Source organism: Metabacillus sp. KJ11-3, from assembly GCF_055808295.1.
Window position 1 is genome coordinate 2645260 of the sequence record NZ_CM147865.1, and the last position, 19148, is coordinate 2664407.

Below are 19148 nucleotides of genomic sequence, written 5' to 3' on the forward strand. Positions count from 1 at the left end.
TAAAAACGAACCTATTCGCGAGGTTCGTTTGCAGATAAACTTATCTCCATCTAGGCCTGGAGCTTCATCCACTCTTTTCTTAACTTCTCTAATTTTTGTTTACACTCTATTTTTTTCTTTTGATCTTTATTTTGCATTGCCTCATAAAGGGTGGCTAATTCGTAATCAAGTTCGAGTCTTAACACCCCAATACGATTATTCATCATTTTCTGACCACTCGTCTTTACAATTTGTTTCATTTTTACCGCCCCTTTCATTCTCTTGATGATTTTATAAGTAATAACTAAGCGATTTCAAAGAGTCAATTTAGGTTTTTAATAGTTTTTTTATATAATATGTGTTTATAAAAAAAGTTGGAACTGCTTAGACGAAATTGTGTATATACCTAGTAAATACCACCTAAGTGAATGTTCAAAACGTCGTTTACGATTCATAAATAGATGATATTAACAAAAGATTTGAGCACAATTCATTGTGAAAAATCCATTCATTGTTTATAATTAATAATTATTATAAAAAGAGAATATATCTAACTAGGAGGACGCATAAAATGAATAAATTTAATGGTTTTACTGATGAGGATTTTAATTCATTTACTATAGATGGTCTTGAAAATAGAATGGACGCTATTCGCGAGAGAATACAACCAAAATTTAAAGAACTTGGACAAGCCTTAACAGATGATCTTTCCGCCAGCCTGCAGACTGAAATGTTTTTGCATATTGCCAAGCATGCAAGAAGATCAGTTAATCCACCCAAAGACACCTGGTTAGCGATTGCCGGAAATAAACGGGGATATAAACAACATCCTCACTTTCAAGTTGGTTTATTTGATGACCATTTATTTATTTGGTTGGCTTTTATTTATGAGTTACCGAATAAAGATGGCATTGCTAAAACATTTATAACACATATCAATGAATTCGATAAGTTTTCTTCAAAAGATTATGTCATTTCACTCGATCATACAAAAAAAGATGCTAAGTCATTTGAAGAAATTGACTTAAACCGTTCTTTGGAACGTTTTAGAGATGTTAAGAAAGCAGAATTTCTTATTGGCCGCCACTTTCGAGCAGATGATCCAGTGGTTCAAAACGGTGAAAAATTATATGAAATCATCAGGAACACCTTTGAAGAGTTAACACCATTATATAGACTTTCATTTAAGTAATTATTATGGTTAGATAAAAAGCAGATTTTAATGAAAAAAGTAAAATGTTTATTAATTTTTTATAGAACTAAAAAGTCTGATCCGTAATAATGGATCAGACTTTTTAAGTGTTATGACATTCTAATTGTATGTTCATTGCTATCTTTTGCCTTTTTCATTACCTTGTATGACGAGTATCCGCTGACTTCTTCAAATTCGTTGCAAATTGTTTTTTCTTCGGCTTTACTTGGAACAATTTCTTTAAACCTTCTATAAACAGTAAGTAACTCGTTACGTTCAATACCTTTTTCATGCGCCTTTTCAATACATTCAAAAAACTTTACCACATCCACTATTTCCTCTGTGCTCCAATCAAGGGAGATAGGATATTGATAGTCCATTACATAACCTCTTTCCTATGTTTTCTAACCCAATAATGTTCCACGATGTTATGCATACTGTTAATTCCTTCGCAAAACTCTTGTACAGATAGGCTATTTTACTTGCCATATAACTTGTCCTGCCATTAAGAAATCCCCCATCAATCTTACCATTATTTATGTATTTAATGGCAAATTCACTTATATAATTTTCTTTTCACCATTTTGTAGGAAATAGTATTTATTCTAAATTATTTTTTATACTTCTGAACATTATAGACTTAGTATAAAAAATGTTGACTGTGCTAATTGATAACGATATAATTCATTTGTTTTATGTTAAATAAATAGTCAGATTTCGACACAAACTCTACATAATAGAAAATGTAACCGAAACTGAAATAATTCGTTTAGCAGCATATATACAAAAATAAAATTTCATCATGTCCTATACGTGATAAACATTTAAAATAAAAAAGAAAAGAAGGTGGAAATACGTTGTCACAATTTGAAACACCATTGTTTACAGGTCTAATAGAACACGCTAAAAAAATCCAATTCAATTCCACATACCAGGTCATAAAAAAGGTGCAGGTATTGACCCGGAATTTAGGACTTTCATTGGTGATAATGCACTGTCTATTGATTTGATCAATATTGGACCATTAGATGATTTACATGCACCTAAAGGTATAATAAAAAAAGCTCAGGACTTAGCTGCAGACGCATTCGGAGCCGACCATACCTTTTTCTCTGTACAAGGAACAAGCGGAGCTATTATGACTATGGTCATGGCTGTATGTGGCCCAGGAGATAAAATTATTGTTCCTAGAAATGTACATAAATCTGTTATGTCGGCTATTGTCTTCTCCGGCGCTACACCAATTTTTATACATCCAGAAATTGATAAAAGATTAGGAATCTCACATGGCATCACGACAGATGCAGTTGAAAAAGCACTTGAACAACATCCTGATGCAAAAGGAGTATTAGTTATTAATCCAACATATTTTGGTATTTCCGCAGATTTACAGAAAATCGTTGAGATTGCTCATTCATACTCTGTACCTGTATTAGTAGATGAAGCACATGGTGTACACATCCATTTTCATGAAGACCTGCCTTTGAGCGCTATGCAGGCTGGAGCAGATATGGCCGCAACAAGCGTTCATAAGCTTGGAGGTTCCATGACTCAAAGCTCAGTTTTAAACGTAAGAGAAGGACTTGTATCACCTCAGCGGGTGCAATCTATTTTAAGTATGATGACTACAACCTCAACTTCCTATTTATTATTAGCATCACTTGATGTAGCAAGGAAAAGATTGGCAACAGAAGGTCATGAATTAATTCAAAAAACAATTGAATTAGCTAATTACACAAGAGATCAATTAAATGAAATACCAAACATATCTTGTATAGGAAAAGAAATTATCGGGACAAAAGCTACCTTTGATTATGACCCTACCAAATTAATTATTCCTATTTATGAGCTCGGAATTACAGGCTATGATGTTGAAAAATGGTTGCGGGAAAATTATCATATCGAAGTGGAATTATCTGATTTATATAATATTCTTTGTATTATTACACCGGGTGACACGAAAGAGGATGTAGATATGTTAATTAGCGCATTAAAAGAATTATCACATAAAATTCAAGTAACCCAAGACCAAGCGAAATCTAAGGAACGAATCTTTTTACCGGATATACCAGTTCTTGCATTAACCCCTCGTGATGCATTTTATGCTGAAACAGAAGTAATTCCCTTTAACGAATCTGCCGGAAGAATTATTGCTGAGTTTATTATGGTTTACCCTCCCGGTATACCAATCTTTATTCCCGGTGAAATTATTACAGAAGAGAACTTAACATACATTCAGAAAAACTTAGAAGTGGGTTTACCTGTACAAGGACCAGAAGACCCAACTTTAGATAATTTAAGAGTCATTAAAGAACATCGTGCTATCAGGTAAATGATGAAAAACAAGGACAGACTCCCAAGAATATATAGCCCTTTTCCTTTAAAAGAACTATTATATTCATACATTGGAGACTGTCCCTTTATTTTACTCTACTATATATTTATGTGGAACCTGTTTAATTGAACTTTACTTTTACTATTTTTTGGTTTTGGTTACAACAATCCTGGTGACTACATTTCCCATACAAAGTTGTCACTTTCTCCCCTTCAATATGACCAATTGTAGAGTTGCAGTGCTGACATACAATTGTTCCCATCTCCATACCCCTTTTCAATCAATTTTGCACTCTCAAAACCTCTAATTCTATGGAAGCGCATAACATTTCTTAAATTCATAATAATATAACACATTTAGTTAGTCAATACCCAATTTGTATAACCTAATTAATTAATCGATCATAATAATTCAAAAAAATCACATTATTTTGGAGGTATGAAGAACAAATAAAAAATACATAATTAATAGCATTAAATACCCTTTTATACGATGGATAAGTTAGACATGTTCTTTATGAACTGCAAAATTTCCTTATCAAAATTCCCCTATAATCTCAAATGTGTCATACTCATCCAATAACAAAGAGCAATAGCACTTTGTATGAGATAACATATGTTATAAGCGATGAAATAGAAAAAACAATCGCAGATTTTCTTTTTTCCATCAATGTAAGAGCAATCAAATAGGAGAGATAGAAAAACATCAGCAGCAAAATGGACTTAGCTATCAAGCTGTCTTTATTAGATAACCATTCAATTACACTGTATCCACTCCATAATATTATATGTATACAGGATAGTAAGCCTAAAGTAAATTTCATTTCACTCCACCTCTTCAATATGTATGAAAACGGACTACAATATAGAATCCCCCACAATAAATTAGCTCATTGAATTGGAAATTTTAAGAATTTGCATAGGTAAAACGTAATATTTTTCATTTATGTAACAAATAGATGACAAGAGAAGGTTAAACAAATATATATGATAAAATAGTTATAATTTAGTCTTATTGTACGTATCTAGTTAAATATAACCTTGCTGTACATACTATTTTGGAACTATTTAAATTATTTAGAAGAGGTGGACATGGATGAAAAGATCAATACTTATTATTTTCATTATTCCAGTCGTTGTTCTTTCCTCCTGCAAAAACATTATAAATTCAAATGTGCCCACAGATTTCACTCTTAATAGAGATAAACAAATCGTGTTTTTTTCTGATGATAAAAATATTGATAGAGAAGCGATTTACTATGATGCATTATTAGTCATTAAAGAAGACTTTCCAGAAGAGTTTGAGAATATGAGAGTGATTTCTGAAAATATGGATAAACATTTATATGAGGTTGATACATACCCTTCACTTTTAGTTGTATCAAAAAAGGAAATTCTTGTACAAATTGAGGGAACAGTTTTATCAAAAGAAGAAATTTTAGAGCCAGTTTCTAATGCATTATTAGAGTGAAAAAGGGGGACTCATGTCCCTCTTTTGGTATGTGTAGCTTCTCCTTTTAAAAATCGAACAATAAAAAGATGCTAACTTTGAAGTTAGCATCTTTTTTATGATTATTTTACAATATGGATTGGACTACCAATTGCAACTTCAGCAGCTTCCATTGTAATTTCACCTAATGTAGGGTGAGCGTGAATTGTCATAGCGATATCTTCAGCTGTCATTCCAGCTTCAATCGCTAAACCAAGTTCTGAGATCATATCAGACGCACTTGGCCCAGCAATTTGTGCACCAATAACTAATCCATCTTCTTTACGAGTAACAAGCTTTAAGAAACCATCCGTGTCATTTAATGATAATGCACGACCATTAGCAGCAAATGGGAACTTAGCAGCAGTTACCTCAATTCCATCTGCTTTAGCATCTGCTTCTGTATAACCAACAGATGCAAGCTCAGGCTCAGAGAAGACAACAGCCGGAATACCAAGATAGTCGATTTCAGCCTTTTCTCCTGCAATTGCTTCTGCAGCAATTTTTCCTTCATAAGAAGCTTTATGTGCTAATTGAGGACCTTCAACAATATCACCAATTGCATAAATATTAGAGATATTAGTGCGGCATTGCTTATCAATTTTGATAATTCCTCTATCAGTCATTTCCACTCCAACTTGCTCTAAACCAAGTTCATCAGTGTTTGGACGACGTCCAACGGAAACTAATAAATAATCAGCTTCAATTGTTTTTTCTTCACCATTCACTTCAAAAGTAACTTTCACGCCATTTTCGTTTTCTTCAACACTTTTCGCTGACGCTTTTGTGTGAATTTCAGCACCTTTTTTCTTAAGGTTGCGTTTTACGATAGCGCTCATTTGTTTTTCAAAACCTGCTAGGATTTCATCTGCAGCTTCAATGAACGTAACTTCTGTTCCAAAGTTAGCATATGCAGAGCCAAGTTCGATTCCGATTACTCCTCCACCGATAACAACTAGCTTTTTAGGAATTTCTTGAAGATTTAATGCGCCTGTTGAATTGATTACTCGCTTCGTATACTTGAATGTTGGAATCTCAACTGGTCGAGAACCTGTTGCAATGATACAATTTTTAAATTTGTACGTTTGTGAAGATGTTTCATCCATCACTTTAACTGTTTCATTATCAACGAAGTACGCTTCACCAGAAACGACATCAACTTTATTACCTTTAAGTAATCCGGCTACACCGCCAGTTAATTTTTTCACAACACCTTGCTTGAATTCTTGAACTTTAGAAAAATCAACTGTTACGTTATCAGCTTTAATACCCATTTCTTCAGAGTGTTTAGCTGTTTCATAACGATGACCTGCAGCGATCAACGCTTTTGAAGGAATACAACCTACGTTTAAACATACTCCTCCAAGTGTTGCTTTTTCTACTACTGTTACCTTTTGCCCTAATTGAGCAGCGCGGATCGCTGCAACGTATCCACCTGGGCCTGCTCCAATGACAAGAGTATCTGTTTCAATCGGGAAATCTCCAACTACCATCGATTACGCCTCCATTAAAATTAATTGTGGATCGTTTAGTAAACGCTTGATGTGGTTAAGAGCATTTTGAGCTGTAGCACCATCGATCATTCTGTGGTCAAAGCTTAAAGATAAAGCTAGAACCGGAGCTACAACAATCTCTCCATCACGAACAATTGGTTTATCAGCAATACGACCAATACCTAAGATTGCAACCTCAGGATGGTTAATAACAGGTGTAAACCATTGTCCACCAGCCGAACCAATGTTTGTAATTGTGCATGAAGCACCTTTCATTTCATTTGGTGCAAGCTTACCTTCACGTGCTTTTGTAGCTAGTCCATTAATTTCATCTGAAATTTCAAAAACAGATTTACGTTCTGCATTTTTAACAACAGGTACAAGGAGACCTTTTTCAGTGTCAGCAGCAATACCAATGTTGTAATAGTGTTTTTGAACAACTTCTTCTGTTTTATCGTCAAGAGTTGTATTAAGAACCGGATACTTTTTAAGTGCTGAAGTTAGAGCTTTCACTACGTACGGTAAATATGTTAACTTAATTCCTTGCTCTGCTGCAACATTTTTGAATTGCTTTCTGTGAGAAACTAAGTTTGTTACATCCACTTCATCCATAAGTGTAACGTGTGGAGCTGTGTGTTTAGAGTTTACCATCGCTTTAGCAATTGCTTTACGGATTGGGCTCATTTTTTCACGAGTTTCAGGGAAATCTCCTTCAGGAATCGCTTGAGCTGCAGCCGGCTTCGCTTTTTTCTCTTCTTGTGCAGGTGCTGCTTCTTCTGTAGCAGGTTTTGCTTCTGCAACTCCTCCACCTTGTAAGAATGATTCAACATCTTCTTTTAGTACACGTCCGTTTTTACCACTGCCAGATACTTGACGAATATCTACATCTTTCTCACGAGCATATTTACGAACCGAAGGCATAGCAATAACGCGTTTGTTCGGATCTACTTCAACCTCAGGTTGTACACCTGCTTGTTTTTCTTGTTTAGGTGCTGCTTCTTTTTTCACATCTTGACCAGCTTCTGCAGTAGATTGAACCTGTGCTTCTGTTTTTTCTTCAGCTTTCGGCTCATCATCACCGTGATCACCTTTGAATTTCAAGTCCTCATAACCAGGTGCATCAAAGGTTATAATTGTTTGACCTACAGTCGCAACTGTACCTTCTTCAACGTTAACTTCTGTTACTGTCCCTTTTACTGGTGATGGGATTTCTACAACCGCTTTATCATTTTGTACTTCAGCTAGGACATCATCTTCTTCAACTTTGTCGCCTGCTTTTACAAACCACTTTACGATTTCACCTTCGTGGATACCTTCACCGATATCAGGCAGTTTAAATTCGAATGCCAAATCATTCTACCTCCTAAGTAATTGTGTTATGTCAATTATGATTTATAGTACAAATTAAAAATTAATTACTTTTTTAGCTGTTTCAAGAATATCTTTATAAATTGGAAGCCATACATTTTCAGCTTCAGTAAATGCGTATACAGTATCAGGTGCTGTAACACGTAATACAGGAGCTTCTAAGCTTAAGATTGCACGTTCATTAATTTCAGCAACAACGTTAGCTGCTATACCTGCTTGTTTTTGTGCTTCTTGAACAACAATTGCACGGCCTGTTTTTTCTACAGAAGCAATGATTGTTTCGATATCTAATGGACTTATTGTACGTAGGTCAACAACCTCAACTGATACACCATCTTTTTCTAATTCTTCCGCTGCTTTTAATGATTCATGAACCATTGCACCGTAAGTAATGATTGATAGGTCTGTTCCTTCACGTTTTACATCTGCTTTACCAATTTCAATTGTATATTCCTCTTCTGGAACTTCTTGACGGAATGAACGATATAATTTCATGTGCTCTAAGAAAACAACAGGATCGTTGTCACGAATAGCAGAAATTAATAAACCTTTTGCGTCATAAGGTGTTGAAGGAATAACTACTTTTAATCCCGGTTGTTGAGCAACAAGACCTTCTAAGCTATCTGCATGAAGCTCTGGTGTATGTACAAATCCACCAAATGGAGAACGGATTGTAACCGGTGCTGTCCAACGACCGCCTGAACGGTAACGCATACGTGCTAATTGACCACTTAAAGAATCCATTACTTCGTATACAAAACCGAAGAATTGAATTTCCATTACAGGACGGAATCCGGTTAAACCAAAACCAACTGTCAAACCACCGATACCTGATTCAGCAAGTGGAGTATCGAATACACGATCTTCACCAAATTCTTTTTGAAGTCCTTCCGTCGCACGGAATACGCCACCATTTACACCAACGTCTTCCCCATAAACAAGGACGTTTTCATCGTTTTTTAGTTCGGTGCGTAATGCATCAGTGATGGCTTGAATCATTGTCATTTGTGCCATGGCTTACTTCGACTCCTTTGCTTTGTATATTTCATATTGCTCTTTTAAGTTATAAGGCATTTCTTCGTACATGATTTCCATCAGGTCCGTTACCTTTTGTTTTGGATATTTATCCGCTTTTTGGATTGCGTCCTTAATATCTTCTTTTGCTTGTTCGATTGTTTTGTTTTCTTCTTCTTCGTTCCAGATACCTTTATCTTCTAAGAACTTACGGAAACGAACCAATGGATCTTTTGCTTCCCACTCATTTTCCGTTTCTTTTGTACGATATCGTGTTGGATCATCTCCAGCCATTGTGTGTGGGCCATAACGGAAAGTTAACGTCTCGATTAAAGTAGGACCTTCACCGTTAACAGCACGCTCACGAGCATCACGAACAGCAGCATATACCGCTAAAGGATCCATTCCGTCAACTTGCACACCTACGATACCAGCAGCAACAGCTTTTTGTGCGATAGTTTGCGCAGCAGATTGCTTTTCAACTGGAGTTGAAATCGCATAACGGTTGTTTTGAACAACGAAGATAGCAGGAGCTTTATAAGCACCAGCAAAGTTAATTCCTTCATAGAAATCACCTTGAGATGCACCACCATCACCTGTGTAAGTAATTGCAACTGCTTGCTTCCCTTTCTTTTTAAGTCCAAGAGCAACACCAGCTGTTTGGATGTATTGTGCACCAATAATGATTTGAGGTGAAAGACAATTTACCCCTTCAGGCATTTGGTTACCATGGAAATGTCCACGTGAGAATAAAAACGCTTGGTATAATGGAAGACCATGCCAGATGATTTGTGGAACATCACGATATCCCGGTAAAATCCAATCTTCTTTTTCAAGAGCAAATTGAGATGCAATTTGAGAAGCTTCTTGACCAGCTGTAGGAGCATAGAAACCTAAACGTCCTTGACGGTTTAATGAAATGGAACGTTGATCAAGGATACGAGTATAAACCATGCGACGCATAAGCTCTTTCAATTGCTCGTCACTAATTTCAGGCATTGCCGCTTCGTTTACGACTTTACCTTCTTCATTTAATATTTGGAATGTTTCAAACTGCTTCGAAATAGCTTCAAACTGTTTCTTACTGTCAACAACAGCGCTTTTTGTTTTTGCAGCCATCTTATAACCTCTTCCTTTCCATTTTAAAAGTTGCCCAAATTTGAATGACTTTGCATCATTTCAACTTTGAACATATTTAGTATTAGTAAGAGAATTCCATTATTCACAGCAATAGGTTACCCTAAAATCATTTGGATGACACAATTTTTTTGAATTCAACTCTTCTTACCGTTAATACCACTCATGAGATGTATAAAACGTTCTCTATGTATGGTCTATGAACCTTTAAAAAGTCCATACTGTATTAGTTAAAATTTTATATAAACTAATACACGTTAACAATTCATTTACAAGTTTACACTAATATTTTCTCCTCCGTCAATTAGTTTGTATGAGGATTTTTAAAGACAATTCTTTCTGAAAACTCAAATTAAACAAAACTGTATTATTACAAATATATAATCTGTAACAGTGTTGTTGGTACAGTTACTTCTAGCTGTTACTTTTCCACAAATGGTTTTTAGTAGTAAATATGTTCAAAAAAAGAGAATGACTCTTCATTTAAGTCATTCTCTACTCATTTCCATCTATTTTAACATCCAGTTCTGCTTGTTCATAGAATGTCATTTTCTGTTCATTATATTGCTCTGTATATTTATTGAATTCCTCATTTTGCTCCATAACGCTTTTATAAGCTGCATTAATTTTTGAAATTTGCGCATCTAATTCTTCAATAGTCAAATCCTCTTTTTGTAACATTGTATATAATTCCTTATCTAGTGTAAGAGAAGTTTCATAATTCTTGAAAAGCGTTTCATAGGATTTATATCGATCTTCCATTGTCTTTTTTAGCTGATTTGCAGAATCTCTTAATTCTTCATCTTTAATATTAGCTATATTATCAGTAATTTCTTCAAATTTTTCCTTTGATGACATAATACTGTCATGCTCAGCTTCAATTTTGCTCTCACGATCTTCAACAATCGTTATCGCTTCTTTTGATAAGGATACAACTTGATCAAATTCAGTCATACCTAAGTCCATAATTTTGTTATAGATCTCAGATTCCTTCTTTTCAAGCTCAAGTAGTGGCTCCTGTTGTTCTTTAAATGTGTCTTCCAGTGAGGCAACCTCTTCTAATGTTTGATAGATATTTTCTTCCGGTGAGGGACCTAAACAACCTGATAGTAAAATAATACATAAAAATAGCATTAAAACCGTTTGTTTTTTCATCATTTTAAACAAATTCCCCCTAATCATTCACACATTTTCTACTATAATCTGTTCCATTTATTTACACAATCTTTTTTTGATATTTTGGAATTAAATGGAGAGATTTGAATTCGTCTTCTATTGTTATCAATATATGAATACTTGTCTTTTCGTTAGACCATCTTTTTAACAAAAGCTTCTTTGGGCATCTGTCTATACACTTTTACCTAAGTAACATAATGTGTACTATACGTCACGGTATGGCGTAATGATTTGGAGGAGGTACTTACAATGCATTATTACGACTTTGGAACTCACGATGGATGCGGATATTATGATTACGGATTTGCAGCTCCTGTTAGCTATGGCAATGGCTTTTCATTAATAGTTGTATTGTTTATCTTGTTAATAATTGTTGGGGCAGTATATTTAGGTTGTTAATAATTGTAAACGTGGATATCTACACTTTTGATCATCCACGTTTTTCTTTTCGTTTCTAATCCGTTCATTTATAATCAAAGTATAGATTATTGTGATATGGAGACTTTCTACATACAAAGATTAATATGTAAAAACAATAAATCTGTCACCGTGTTAAAAGGAGTGTTACACCATGATTACAATGGAAGATATTATTAGAGAAGGACATCCAACGTTAAAAGAAGTAGCAAAAGAGGTTTCTCTCCCTGCATCTGAGGAAGATAAACAAATATTAACAAAGATGCTTGAATATGTGAAAAATAGTCAAGATTCTGAGATTGCTGAAAAATATGGGCTCCGACCTGGAATTGGTCTAGCAGCTCCCCAAATAAACGTGTCAAAACGTATGATTGCTATTCATACCTTGGACGAAAAAGGAAACCAACACAGCTATGCACTTTTTAACCCTAAGATTGTTAGTCATTCTATTGAAAAAAGCTATTTAACTTCGGGAGAAGGCTGCTTATCAGTTGATCGTGCTGTTCCTGGTATTGTCCCTCGTTTTGCTCGTATTCGTGTAAAAGCAACTACCCTCGACGGTGAACAAATAGATGTCCGCTTGAAGGGACTTCTTGCTATCGTCTTTCAACATGAAATTGATCATTTAAATGGTGTTATGTTTTATGATCATATTGATAAAAACAACCCCTTTCAAGAACCTGAAAATGCGATACCAATTGAAAGATAGGCAAGGACAATATGTCCTTGCTTTTTTAATTCATCCATAATTATGAAACTTATTTTTACTTACTTTTTAAAAATTGAAGAACAGTAAATAATTCCCACTAATCAAAATGCAAAAGAAATGCCCCTTCTCCATATACTATAACTGCTTTAATATGGGACGGCTCTTGATGAAATTTATAATAGGAGGTAATCACTTTGCTGAAAAAATTAAAAAAGTCACTCCGAGAACATATGAACCAGCTACTTAAAAGAAAATTAATCGCTTAAAACCTTGTTATATATGGCTTTAAAGGAGAAAAACAAAAATTATAAAGTGTCCAAATTTATATTCGATAAAAAAGAACTCCCTACACTTTTCTTGATATACTTGGCTTGAATAAGAATATCGAATATAATAGAAAAAGTTAGTCTAACATTCGGTAGTTAAGGAGAGATTTGGTAAATGATTTTTAAAGTGTACTATCAAGATAAAATTACTGAGGTGCCTGTTCGAGAAAGAACAAACACTCTATATATCGAAGCAACATCTGAAGAGGATGTTCGATCTAAATTAAAAGAGCGCGGGTTTAACATCGAATTTATCACTCCAGTTGATGGAGCATATTTAGAATATGAAAAGCAAAGTGAAAACTATAAAGTATTGGAGAACTGATCGTTATGAAATTTGTAAAAAATGACCAAGTTGCAGTTTTTGCATTAGGCGGACTTGGTGAAATTGGTAAAAACACGTACGGTGTTCAGTTTCAAGATGAAATCATTCTTATCGATGCCGGAATAAAGTTCCCGGAGGATGAACTTCTTGGTATTGATTATGTCATTCCTGATTATTCGTACCTAGTTAAAAATGAAGATAAAATTAAAGGTTTATTTATTACGCACGGACATGAAGATCATATTGGGGGTATTCCATATTTACTTCGACAAGTTAATATCCCTGTTTACGGTGGGAAATTAGCGCTTGGATTACTTCGAAATAAATTAGAAGAGCACGGTCTTTTACGTCAATCAAAATTAATTGAGTTTCAAGAAGACGATATTATTAAGTTTAGAAAAACATCTGTTACTTTTTTTAGAACAACACATAGTATTCCTGACTCCTATGGAATTGTTGTCAAGACACCTCCTGGTAACATCGTACATACTGGTGACTTTAAATTTGATTTTACTCCTGTAGGTGAGCCAGCTAACTTAACAAAAATGGCTGAAATTGGCCGGGACGGTGTATTATGTTTACTCTCAGATAGTACAAATAGTGAAATCCCTAACTTCACAATGTCTGAAAGACGTGTTGGGGACAGCATCCATGAAATATTCCGGAAAGTAGATGGACGAATTATATTTGCAACATTCGCTTCAAACATTCACCGACTACAGCAAGTAGTTGAAGCAGCGGTCTCTCATGGGCGTAAAATCGCAGTATTCGGCCGGAGTATGGAAGCAGCTATTCAAATCGGACAAGATTTAGGTTATATCAGTTGCCCTAAAGATACTTTTGTTGATGCTCATGAAATTAATCGAATGCCAGCTCACAGAGTAACAATACTTTGTACAGGTAGCCAAGGTGAACCAATGGCAGCTTTATCACGTATTGCTAATGGTACTCATCGTCAAATACAAATAATACCTGGAGATAATGTTGTTTTCTCTTCTTCACCAATTCCAGGGAACGCACTTAGTGTAAGTAAGACAATTAATCAACTTTTCAGAGCAGGTGCAGAAGTAATCCACGGACCATTTAACGACATCCATACGTCAGGTCATGGTGGTCAAGAAGAGCAAAAACTAATGCTTCGTTTAATGAAACCGAAGTATTTCATGCCAATTCACGGTGAATACCGTATGCAAAAAATGCATGCAAAACACGCTGTTGATTGTGGTGTGGAAGAAGAAAATTGCTTCATTATGGATAATGGAGAGGTTTTAGCTATCGGTGATCGTGAAGTTGGAATAGCTGGGAAAATCCCTTCAGGCAATGTATATATTGACGGAAGCGGTATTGGAGATATTGGAAATATCGTGCTTCGTGACCGTCGTATCCTTTCTGAGGAAGGTCTTGTAATCGTTGTTGTGAGCATTAACATGAAGGATTTCAAAATCGCAGCAGGGCCTGACATTATTTCAAGAGGATTTGTGTATATGCGTGAATCAGGCGATTTAATCAATGATGCACAAACACTAATTACTAAACACTTAAATAAAATTATGGAACGTCGTACAAGTCAATGGTCTGAAATTAAAAACGAAATAACAGATACCCTTTCACCATTCTTATACGAAAAAACAAAACGTCGTCCAATGATCCTTCCGATTATTATGGAAGTTTAATAAAAAAACAAAACGTCGTCCAATGATCCTTCCGATTATTATGGAAGTTTAATAAAAAAACAAAAGCCGTCACCTAAGTGACGGCTTTTGTTTTTTACCCAAGTAATCGCTTTTCAAAACGGTTGATATCTGTATCCGCTCCGATGACGATAAGGATATCATTCTTTCTAATAATCTCATTTGCTTGCGGTGAAACGATAATATCTTTATCCCTCTTCATCGCCACTATATTAATTCCATATTTTGCACGGATATCCAGATCAATAATAGAATGACCATTAAGTTTTTCATTTGCAACAATTTCAACAATACTGTGTTCATCTGACAACTCCAAATAGTCTAATACATTGTTTGAAATAATATTATGAGCAATCCTTCTCCCCATATCACGCTCAGGATGAACTATTCGGTCTGCCCCAATTTTCGAAAGAACTTTTTCATGATAATCATTTTGGGCTTTTACTGTGATATGTTTCACTCCAAGTTCTTTTAAGATAAGTGTTGTTAAAATACTAGCTTGTATATTATCACCTATCGCAACTATTACATGATCAAAATTACGTATACCTAAACTTTTTAAAACTGTTTCATCAGTGGTATCTCCAACAACAGCGTGTGAAGCAATATTAGCAAATTCATTCACCTTATCTTCATCAGTGTCAATCGCCATAACTTCCATACCTTCTTCACTTAACGCACGACAGATACTTCCTCCAAACCGCCCAAGTCCAATAACTGCAAATTCTTTTCCCATAAGTACTCCTCCACATACCAACCATTAGAAAATCTCGGTTTGTTGTCAATTTGAATGGTAATAGCCAAATCTACTTTATACGACCTTCCGTGAAATTTCATACCAAAGATCGTTTAAGCTTTCTAAAAAATCGTACCATAAATCATAATTCTTTTACAGAAGAACTAATCATGACAGAAATGGGAATTATGATAAAATGAAATGAATAAATAATGACATAACCCAAATGGTTTACATGCTTAAGTTTTTGATTATTTGGTGATATACATACACTGGAGGATTAGATATTGAATAAAATTAAAGCGACCCTCTTCCCCTATATTATCGGGTTTTTAGGTGGATATATTTTTTTCTTTGCCACATTCCACTCGCATGGATATTAGGACCTATGACCTTCTTAATCTTATGGCGATCTATTTTTACTGATTATGATCAATTCTCACAACCTATTATTTTAAAAAACAGCTCTTTTATTATATTAGGAATATCTTTTGGTCTTTCCTTTACAAAAGAAACCTTTCTTCATGTAGGACCTTATATACTACCTTTTTTAGTTGTTACAATATTATTGATTATCATTAGCATAATAAACGGTGTCTTTATTAGTAAAATTGTCAATATCGATCGAAACACAAGTATTTTCGCATCCATACCTGGTGGATTAACTGAAATGGTTGCAGCTAGTGAATCAGTTCAAGCAAACTCATCTCTTGTAACAATTTTTCAAACTGTTAGACTTTTAACTGTCGTTTTTTTGGTTCCCTTTACGATTCAACATATGTTTAACTCAAATCAAGTTGCACAAACAATTGTTACTACGGATGTTAACTCAAGTAATTTAGCGTTTGGTTGGTACATACTAGCCGGCTTAGTTGGATGGAGCCTTAGAAAAGTTTTACCTGCAGCATTTGTTATTGGACCACTCCTTACGACAGCTTTATTAAATATCATTGGCTTGAATTTACCTGTATTTCATGAGTTTTTTCTGCTATTTGCTCAGGTATCAATTGGTGTAGGTTTTGGTTTAATGATTACATTTCATGATCTAAAAAGTGGCGGAAAATATTGTGGACTTTATTTGCTATCAACTATTTTATTAATTGGAGCTAGTTTTGGGTTTGGTTATGTGTTCACTCTTATAACTGATATAGATATGGGAACAGCGATGCTATCATTCGCACCAGGTGGTCTTGTTGAGATGGTATTAACAGCATCTACAATAGGTGCAGATCCTGCAATAGTAAGTTCCCTGCAATTCATCCGATTAATTTTTATTATTAGCTTTGTTCCTTCTATATTGAAATTCAATATTAATAAAGTACAAAATAAACATCTTAGTGCATAAGAAAACCGCAAGGCGCCGCCTAACCCCGACAATCGTCTGGAGCTAGACACTAAACTTTAGGGGAAAATTATATATTTTCTTACTTTTAAAAAAGTACGAGGCTGGGACAAAACTAAAATGTTCATTACTACTGACGAATAATTTTGGTTAGAGTAGGCACTTTAATAGAAAAAATCCGAACTAATTCAACATTCTAATCGTAGAATCATGAATTATAGTTCGGATTTTTCTTTGGCTAAAATACTTTTGTCCCAGCCTCGCTTCTATTAATTTTTCACTCTATCCATTTTCAATTTACTAATTGCTGCCTTTATTTGAAAATAATCGATGTGATTTGGTAAGTTTTCTTTAAGCGGCTTTAATAAATCTGCCCCGAGTTCTTTAATTTTATCTTTTATTAATTCTTCTTGCTTTTCAGTAAGAATTCGCGACCAATCAATAGATTGACCTTCTTCAATAGCACGAATAATATGATTTTGAACGGTGATTTCTGTTAACCCCCGCTGTTCGCTAATTTCTTTAATCGTTACGTCTTCAATAAACAATCGAAATGTTATAAGGTGACTTGGTGTTTTATCATGGTTTTCAATTACTTTTTTGCTAATAACTTGATCACTGGACTTGGTTCTTTCTACCTTAACATACTCACAAATAGCAGATATAAATACCTCTCCATAGCGTTCTAACTTTGTTTGAGCAACACCTTTAACTTCCATAAAATCCTCAACATTTGTTGGACATTTATTACTCATATCCCTTAAACTACTATCCGAAAATATAATATAAGGTGGGACACCTAATTCTGTTGCAAGATCTCTCCTTATCATCTTCAACTTATCAAATAATTCATCATTCACTTGGATAGCTTGAACAGTCATTCGTTCTTTTTTGAACACTTGCTTTTTCTCCACCAATACCTCTATAGCCTTCTTCGTAAGCAGTAATACAGGATATTGAGCATTTGTTAATGACAAGTATCCTTCAGCTATTAAAAAATCAATAAAATCAACAATTTGTTTTTCTGTTTTAGTTTTCATAAGGCCGTATGTTGTGAGTTTATGAAATTCGAATTGAGAAATTCGTTTATTATTCGATCCCCTCAATACTTGTGCAACCATTGTCTTACCAAATTTCTCATTCATTCGCTTTACACATGAAAATACCATAAGGGCATCTCTTGTCACTTCGATCTTAGAACGTGTATCACGGCAATTCATGCATTTCCCACAATCCACTTCAGGGATTATTTCACCAAAGTATTCAACTATATAGGATTGGATGCATTTTTCTGTATGACATAAATCCACCATTTGCTGAAGCTTTTGGTATTCATGAACCTTCTTATCATGATTCAGGCTTGATTGCTCTATCAAAAACTTCTGAAGCTGTATATCTTGCCCTGCAAACAAAATGAAACATTCACTCGGTTCACCATCTCTTCCGGCACGGCCTGCTTCTTGATAATATGCCTCGATATTTTTGGGTAAATTATGATGAATGACATAACGAACATTCGATTTATCAATTCCCATACCAAATGCATTCGTAGCAATCATAATCTGAAATTCATCATACAGAAATTGATCCTGTTGTGCAGCTCTGGCATGTTCCGACATACCAGCATGATATTTACCACATTTAAATCCGCTTTTCTCAAGAAAATTTGATAATTCATCAACTTCTTTGCGAGTTGCTGCATATATAATGCCTTGTTCACTTGGATTTGCTTTTAGATATTTCAAAATAAAATCGCGTTTATTTTCACCTTTGATCACATTGAATGTTAAATTATCCCTTGTAAAACCCGTAACAAATGTATGGGCCTGATTTAAATCCAACAACTGACAAATATCTGCGGTTACTTCTTTTGTTGCTGTAGCCGTTAAGGCAACAACCAATGGCTTTATTTGTAGGATCGATATCATATGTGCGATATTTCTATAGCTCGGTCGAAAATCATGCCCCCACTGTGAAATACAATGCGCTTCATCAATGGCTACCATGGAAATTGGAAGAGAAACAAGCAGGTCACGAAATGAGGCAGACTCTAATCTCTCTGGAGCGATATACACGATTTTGTACTCACCAGCGCTCAATTCGATTATTCTTTCGTTCAGTTGTTCTGAGGATAAACTGCTATTTATAAAAGTAGAAGAAATACCAACACTTGTCAGAGCATCTACTTGATCTTTCATTAGAGAAATTAACGGTGATATAACAATTGTAATCCCATCCAGTAATAATGCTGGTATTTGATAACAGATTGATTTTCCCCCACCAGTTGGCATAATAGCTAATGTATCATTGCCTGCTAATAGATTTTTTATTATATCCTCTTGCCCTTTACGAAAAGAGGTATAACCATAGTATTCTTTTAAAAGTTCTTCTGCTTTTTGAAACATTTCATCACCCTTGTA

At 34.7% G+C, this 19148-nt stretch carries 17 protein-coding genes and 1 pseudogene; 8 read left to right on the forward strand and 10 right to left on the reverse strand.

Annotation, left to right across the window (positions count from 1 at the left end; translation table 11 throughout):
* Window positions 1-50: 50 nt before the first annotated feature.
* Window positions 51-239, reverse strand: a complete 189-nt coding sequence (locus AC0L8O_RS13465) for a hypothetical protein (protein ID WP_026560515.1) — start codon at window positions 237-239, stop codon at window positions 51-53.
* Between the two features lie 311 nt (window positions 240-550).
* Here AC0L8O_RS13465 and AC0L8O_RS13470 point away from each other — a divergent pair, with 311 nt between their 5' ends.
* On the forward strand, window positions 551-1171 hold the full coding sequence (locus AC0L8O_RS13470) for a YktB family protein (protein WP_473442953.1): 621 nt from the start codon (window positions 551-553) through the stop codon (window positions 1169-1171).
* A gap of 110 nt (window positions 1172-1281) precedes the next feature.
* On the opposite strand, the gene AC0L8O_RS13475 is transcribed toward AC0L8O_RS13470, so the two are convergent.
* Entirely contained in the window at window positions 1282-1551 is a 270-nt protein-coding gene (locus tag AC0L8O_RS13475; RefSeq protein WP_473442955.1) for a UPF0223 family protein, read from the reverse strand.
* A gap of 477 nt (window positions 1552-2028) precedes the next feature.
* Between AC0L8O_RS13475 and AC0L8O_RS13480 the strand changes: the two are divergent.
* Window positions 2029-3503: pseudogene (locus tag AC0L8O_RS13480) on the forward strand (aminotransferase class I/II-fold pyridoxal phosphate-dependent enzyme).
* Between the two features lie 124 nt (window positions 3504-3627).
* Here AC0L8O_RS13480 and AC0L8O_RS13485 read toward each other — a convergent pair.
* Entirely contained in the window at window positions 3628-3774 is a 147-nt protein-coding gene (locus tag AC0L8O_RS13485; protein WP_473442957.1) for a GapA-binding peptide SR1P, read from the reverse strand.
* 827 nt (window positions 3775-4601) lie between these two features.
* Here AC0L8O_RS13485 and AC0L8O_RS13490 point away from each other — a divergent pair.
* Complete coding sequence (locus tag AC0L8O_RS13490; protein ID WP_473442959.1) at window positions 4602-4976, forward strand: hypothetical protein; 375 nt, start codon at window positions 4602-4604, stop codon at window positions 4974-4976.
* Window positions 4977-5077: 101 nt separating this feature from the next.
* Here the strand turns inward: AC0L8O_RS13490 and lpdA are convergent, their stop codons facing one another.
* From lpdA to AC0L8O_RS13515, 5 genes are all read right to left on the reverse strand, one after another.
* A complete protein-coding gene (gene lpdA / locus AC0L8O_RS13495) occupies window positions 5078-6487 on the reverse strand; it encodes a dihydrolipoyl dehydrogenase (protein WP_473442962.1) in 1410 nt (469 codons plus the stop codon).
* 3 nt (window positions 6488-6490) lie between these two features.
* Window positions 6491-7837: a dihydrolipoamide acetyltransferase family protein gene (locus AC0L8O_RS13500; protein ID WP_473442964.1), complete on the reverse strand. Its 1347-nt coding sequence runs from the start codon at window positions 7835-7837 to the stop codon at window positions 6491-6493.
* 54 nt (window positions 7838-7891) lie between these two features.
* Window positions 7892-8869: an alpha-ketoacid dehydrogenase subunit beta gene (locus AC0L8O_RS13505; RefSeq protein WP_026560523.1), complete on the reverse strand. Its 978-nt coding sequence runs from the start codon at window positions 8867-8869 to the stop codon at window positions 7892-7894.
* A gap of 3 nt (window positions 8870-8872) precedes the next feature.
* A complete protein-coding gene (gene pdhA / locus AC0L8O_RS13510) occupies window positions 8873-9988 on the reverse strand; it encodes a pyruvate dehydrogenase (acetyl-transferring) E1 component subunit alpha (RefSeq protein WP_026560524.1) in 1116 nt (371 codons plus the stop codon).
* Window positions 9989-10501: 513 nt separating this feature from the next.
* On the reverse strand, window positions 10502-11164 hold the full coding sequence (locus tag AC0L8O_RS13515; RefSeq protein WP_473442966.1) for a YkyA family protein: 663 nt from the start codon (window positions 11162-11164) through the stop codon (window positions 10502-10504).
* 267 nt (window positions 11165-11431) lie between these two features.
* Here AC0L8O_RS13515 and AC0L8O_RS13520 point away from each other — a divergent pair, with 267 nt between their 5' ends.
* The 4 genes from AC0L8O_RS13520 (at window position 11432) to rnjA (ending at window position 14632) form a co-directional block, all read left to right on the forward strand.
* Window positions 11432-11581: a YjcZ family sporulation protein gene (locus AC0L8O_RS13520; RefSeq protein ID WP_473442968.1), complete on the forward strand. Its 150-nt coding sequence runs from the start codon at window positions 11432-11434 to the stop codon at window positions 11579-11581.
* Between the two features lie 172 nt (window positions 11582-11753).
* Window positions 11754-12308, forward strand: a complete 555-nt coding sequence (gene def / locus AC0L8O_RS13525; protein ID WP_473442970.1) for a peptide deformylase — start codon at window positions 11754-11756, stop codon at window positions 12306-12308.
* Window positions 12309-12749: 441 nt separating this feature from the next.
* A complete protein-coding gene (locus AC0L8O_RS13530; protein WP_026560527.1) occupies window positions 12750-12959 on the forward strand; it encodes a DNA-dependent RNA polymerase subunit epsilon in 210 nt (69 codons plus the stop codon).
* Window positions 12960-12964: 5 nt separating this feature from the next.
* Window positions 12965-14632 (forward strand): ribonuclease J1, encoded by a 1668-nt coding sequence (rnjA, locus tag AC0L8O_RS13535; protein ID WP_078434482.1) that lies wholly within the window; start codon window positions 12965-12967, stop codon window positions 14630-14632.
* Window positions 14633-14726: 94 nt separating this feature from the next.
* Here rnjA and AC0L8O_RS13540 read toward each other — a convergent pair whose 3' ends face one another.
* Window positions 14727-15386, reverse strand: coding sequence for a potassium channel family protein (locus tag AC0L8O_RS13540; protein WP_026560529.1), 660 nt, complete (start codon window positions 15384-15386; stop codon window positions 14727-14729).
* A 388-nt stretch (window positions 15387-15774) separates the two neighbouring features.
* Between AC0L8O_RS13540 and AC0L8O_RS13545 the strand changes: the two genes are divergently transcribed.
* The gene (locus AC0L8O_RS13545; protein ID WP_473442972.1) at window positions 15775-16731 is read left to right on the forward strand and encodes an AbrB family transcriptional regulator; all 957 of its coding nucleotides are present in this window, start codon (window positions 15775-15777) and stop codon (window positions 16729-16731) included.
* Between the two features lie 266 nt (window positions 16732-16997).
* Here AC0L8O_RS13545 and recQ read toward each other — a convergent pair whose 3' ends face one another.
* On the reverse strand, window positions 16998-19133 hold the full coding sequence (recQ, locus tag AC0L8O_RS13550) for a DNA helicase RecQ (RefSeq protein ID WP_473442975.1): 2136 nt from the start codon (window positions 19131-19133) through the stop codon (window positions 16998-17000).
* Window positions 19134-19148: the final 15 nt, after the last annotated feature.

What these genes read in the sequence shown, in the direction of transcription:
- AC0L8O_RS13490 (WP_473442959.1), top strand. Translation starts at nt 4,602, where the DNA reads ATGAAAAGATCAATACTTATTATTTTCATTATTCCAGTCGTTGTTCTT.
- AC0L8O_RS13520 (WP_473442968.1), top strand. Translation starts at nt 11,432, where the DNA reads ATGCATTATTACGACTTTGGAACTCACGATGGATGCGGATATTATGAT.
- AC0L8O_RS13545 (WP_473442972.1), top strand. Translation starts at nt 15,775, where the DNA reads ATGACCTTCTTAATCTTATGGCGATCTATTTTTACTGATTATGATCAA.
- pdhA (WP_026560524.1), bottom strand. Translation starts at nt 9,988, where the DNA reads ATGGCTGCAAAAACAAAAAGCGCTGTTGTTGACAGTAAGAAACAGTTT.
- lpdA (WP_473442962.1), bottom strand. Translation starts at nt 6,487, where the DNA reads ATGGTAGTTGGAGATTTCCCGATTGAAACAGATACTCTTGTCATTGGA.
- rnjA (WP_078434482.1), top strand. Translation starts at nt 12,965, where the DNA reads ATGAAATTTGTAAAAAATGACCAAGTTGCAGTTTTTGCATTAGGCGGA.
- AC0L8O_RS13465 (WP_026560515.1), bottom strand. Translation starts at nt 239, where the DNA reads ATGAAACAAATTGTAAAGACGAGTGGTCAGAAAATGATGAATAATCGT.
- AC0L8O_RS13540 (WP_026560529.1), bottom strand. Translation starts at nt 15,386, where the DNA reads ATGGGAAAAGAATTTGCAGTTATTGGACTTGGGCGGTTTGGAGGAAGT.
- AC0L8O_RS13530 (WP_026560527.1), top strand. Translation starts at nt 12,750, where the DNA reads ATGATTTTTAAAGTGTACTATCAAGATAAAATTACTGAGGTGCCTGTT.
- recQ (WP_473442975.1), bottom strand. Translation starts at nt 19,133, where the DNA reads ATGTTTCAAAAAGCAGAAGAACTTTTAAAAGAATACTATGGTTATACC.
- AC0L8O_RS13475 (WP_473442955.1), bottom strand. Translation starts at nt 1,551, where the DNA reads ATGGACTATCAATATCCTATCTCCCTTGATTGGAGCACAGAGGAAATA.
- AC0L8O_RS13515 (WP_473442966.1), bottom strand. Translation starts at nt 11,164, where the DNA reads ATGATGAAAAAACAAACGGTTTTAATGCTATTTTTATGTATTATTTTA.
- AC0L8O_RS13505 (WP_026560523.1), bottom strand. Translation starts at nt 8,869, where the DNA reads ATGGCACAAATGACAATGATTCAAGCCATCACTGATGCATTACGCACC.
- def (WP_473442970.1), top strand. Translation starts at nt 11,754, where the DNA reads ATGATTACAATGGAAGATATTATTAGAGAAGGACATCCAACGTTAAAA.
- AC0L8O_RS13470 (WP_473442953.1), top strand. Translation starts at nt 551, where the DNA reads ATGAATAAATTTAATGGTTTTACTGATGAGGATTTTAATTCATTTACT.
- AC0L8O_RS13485 (WP_473442957.1), bottom strand. Translation starts at nt 3,774, where the DNA reads ATGGAGATGGGAACAATTGTATGTCAGCACTGCAACTCTACAATTGGT.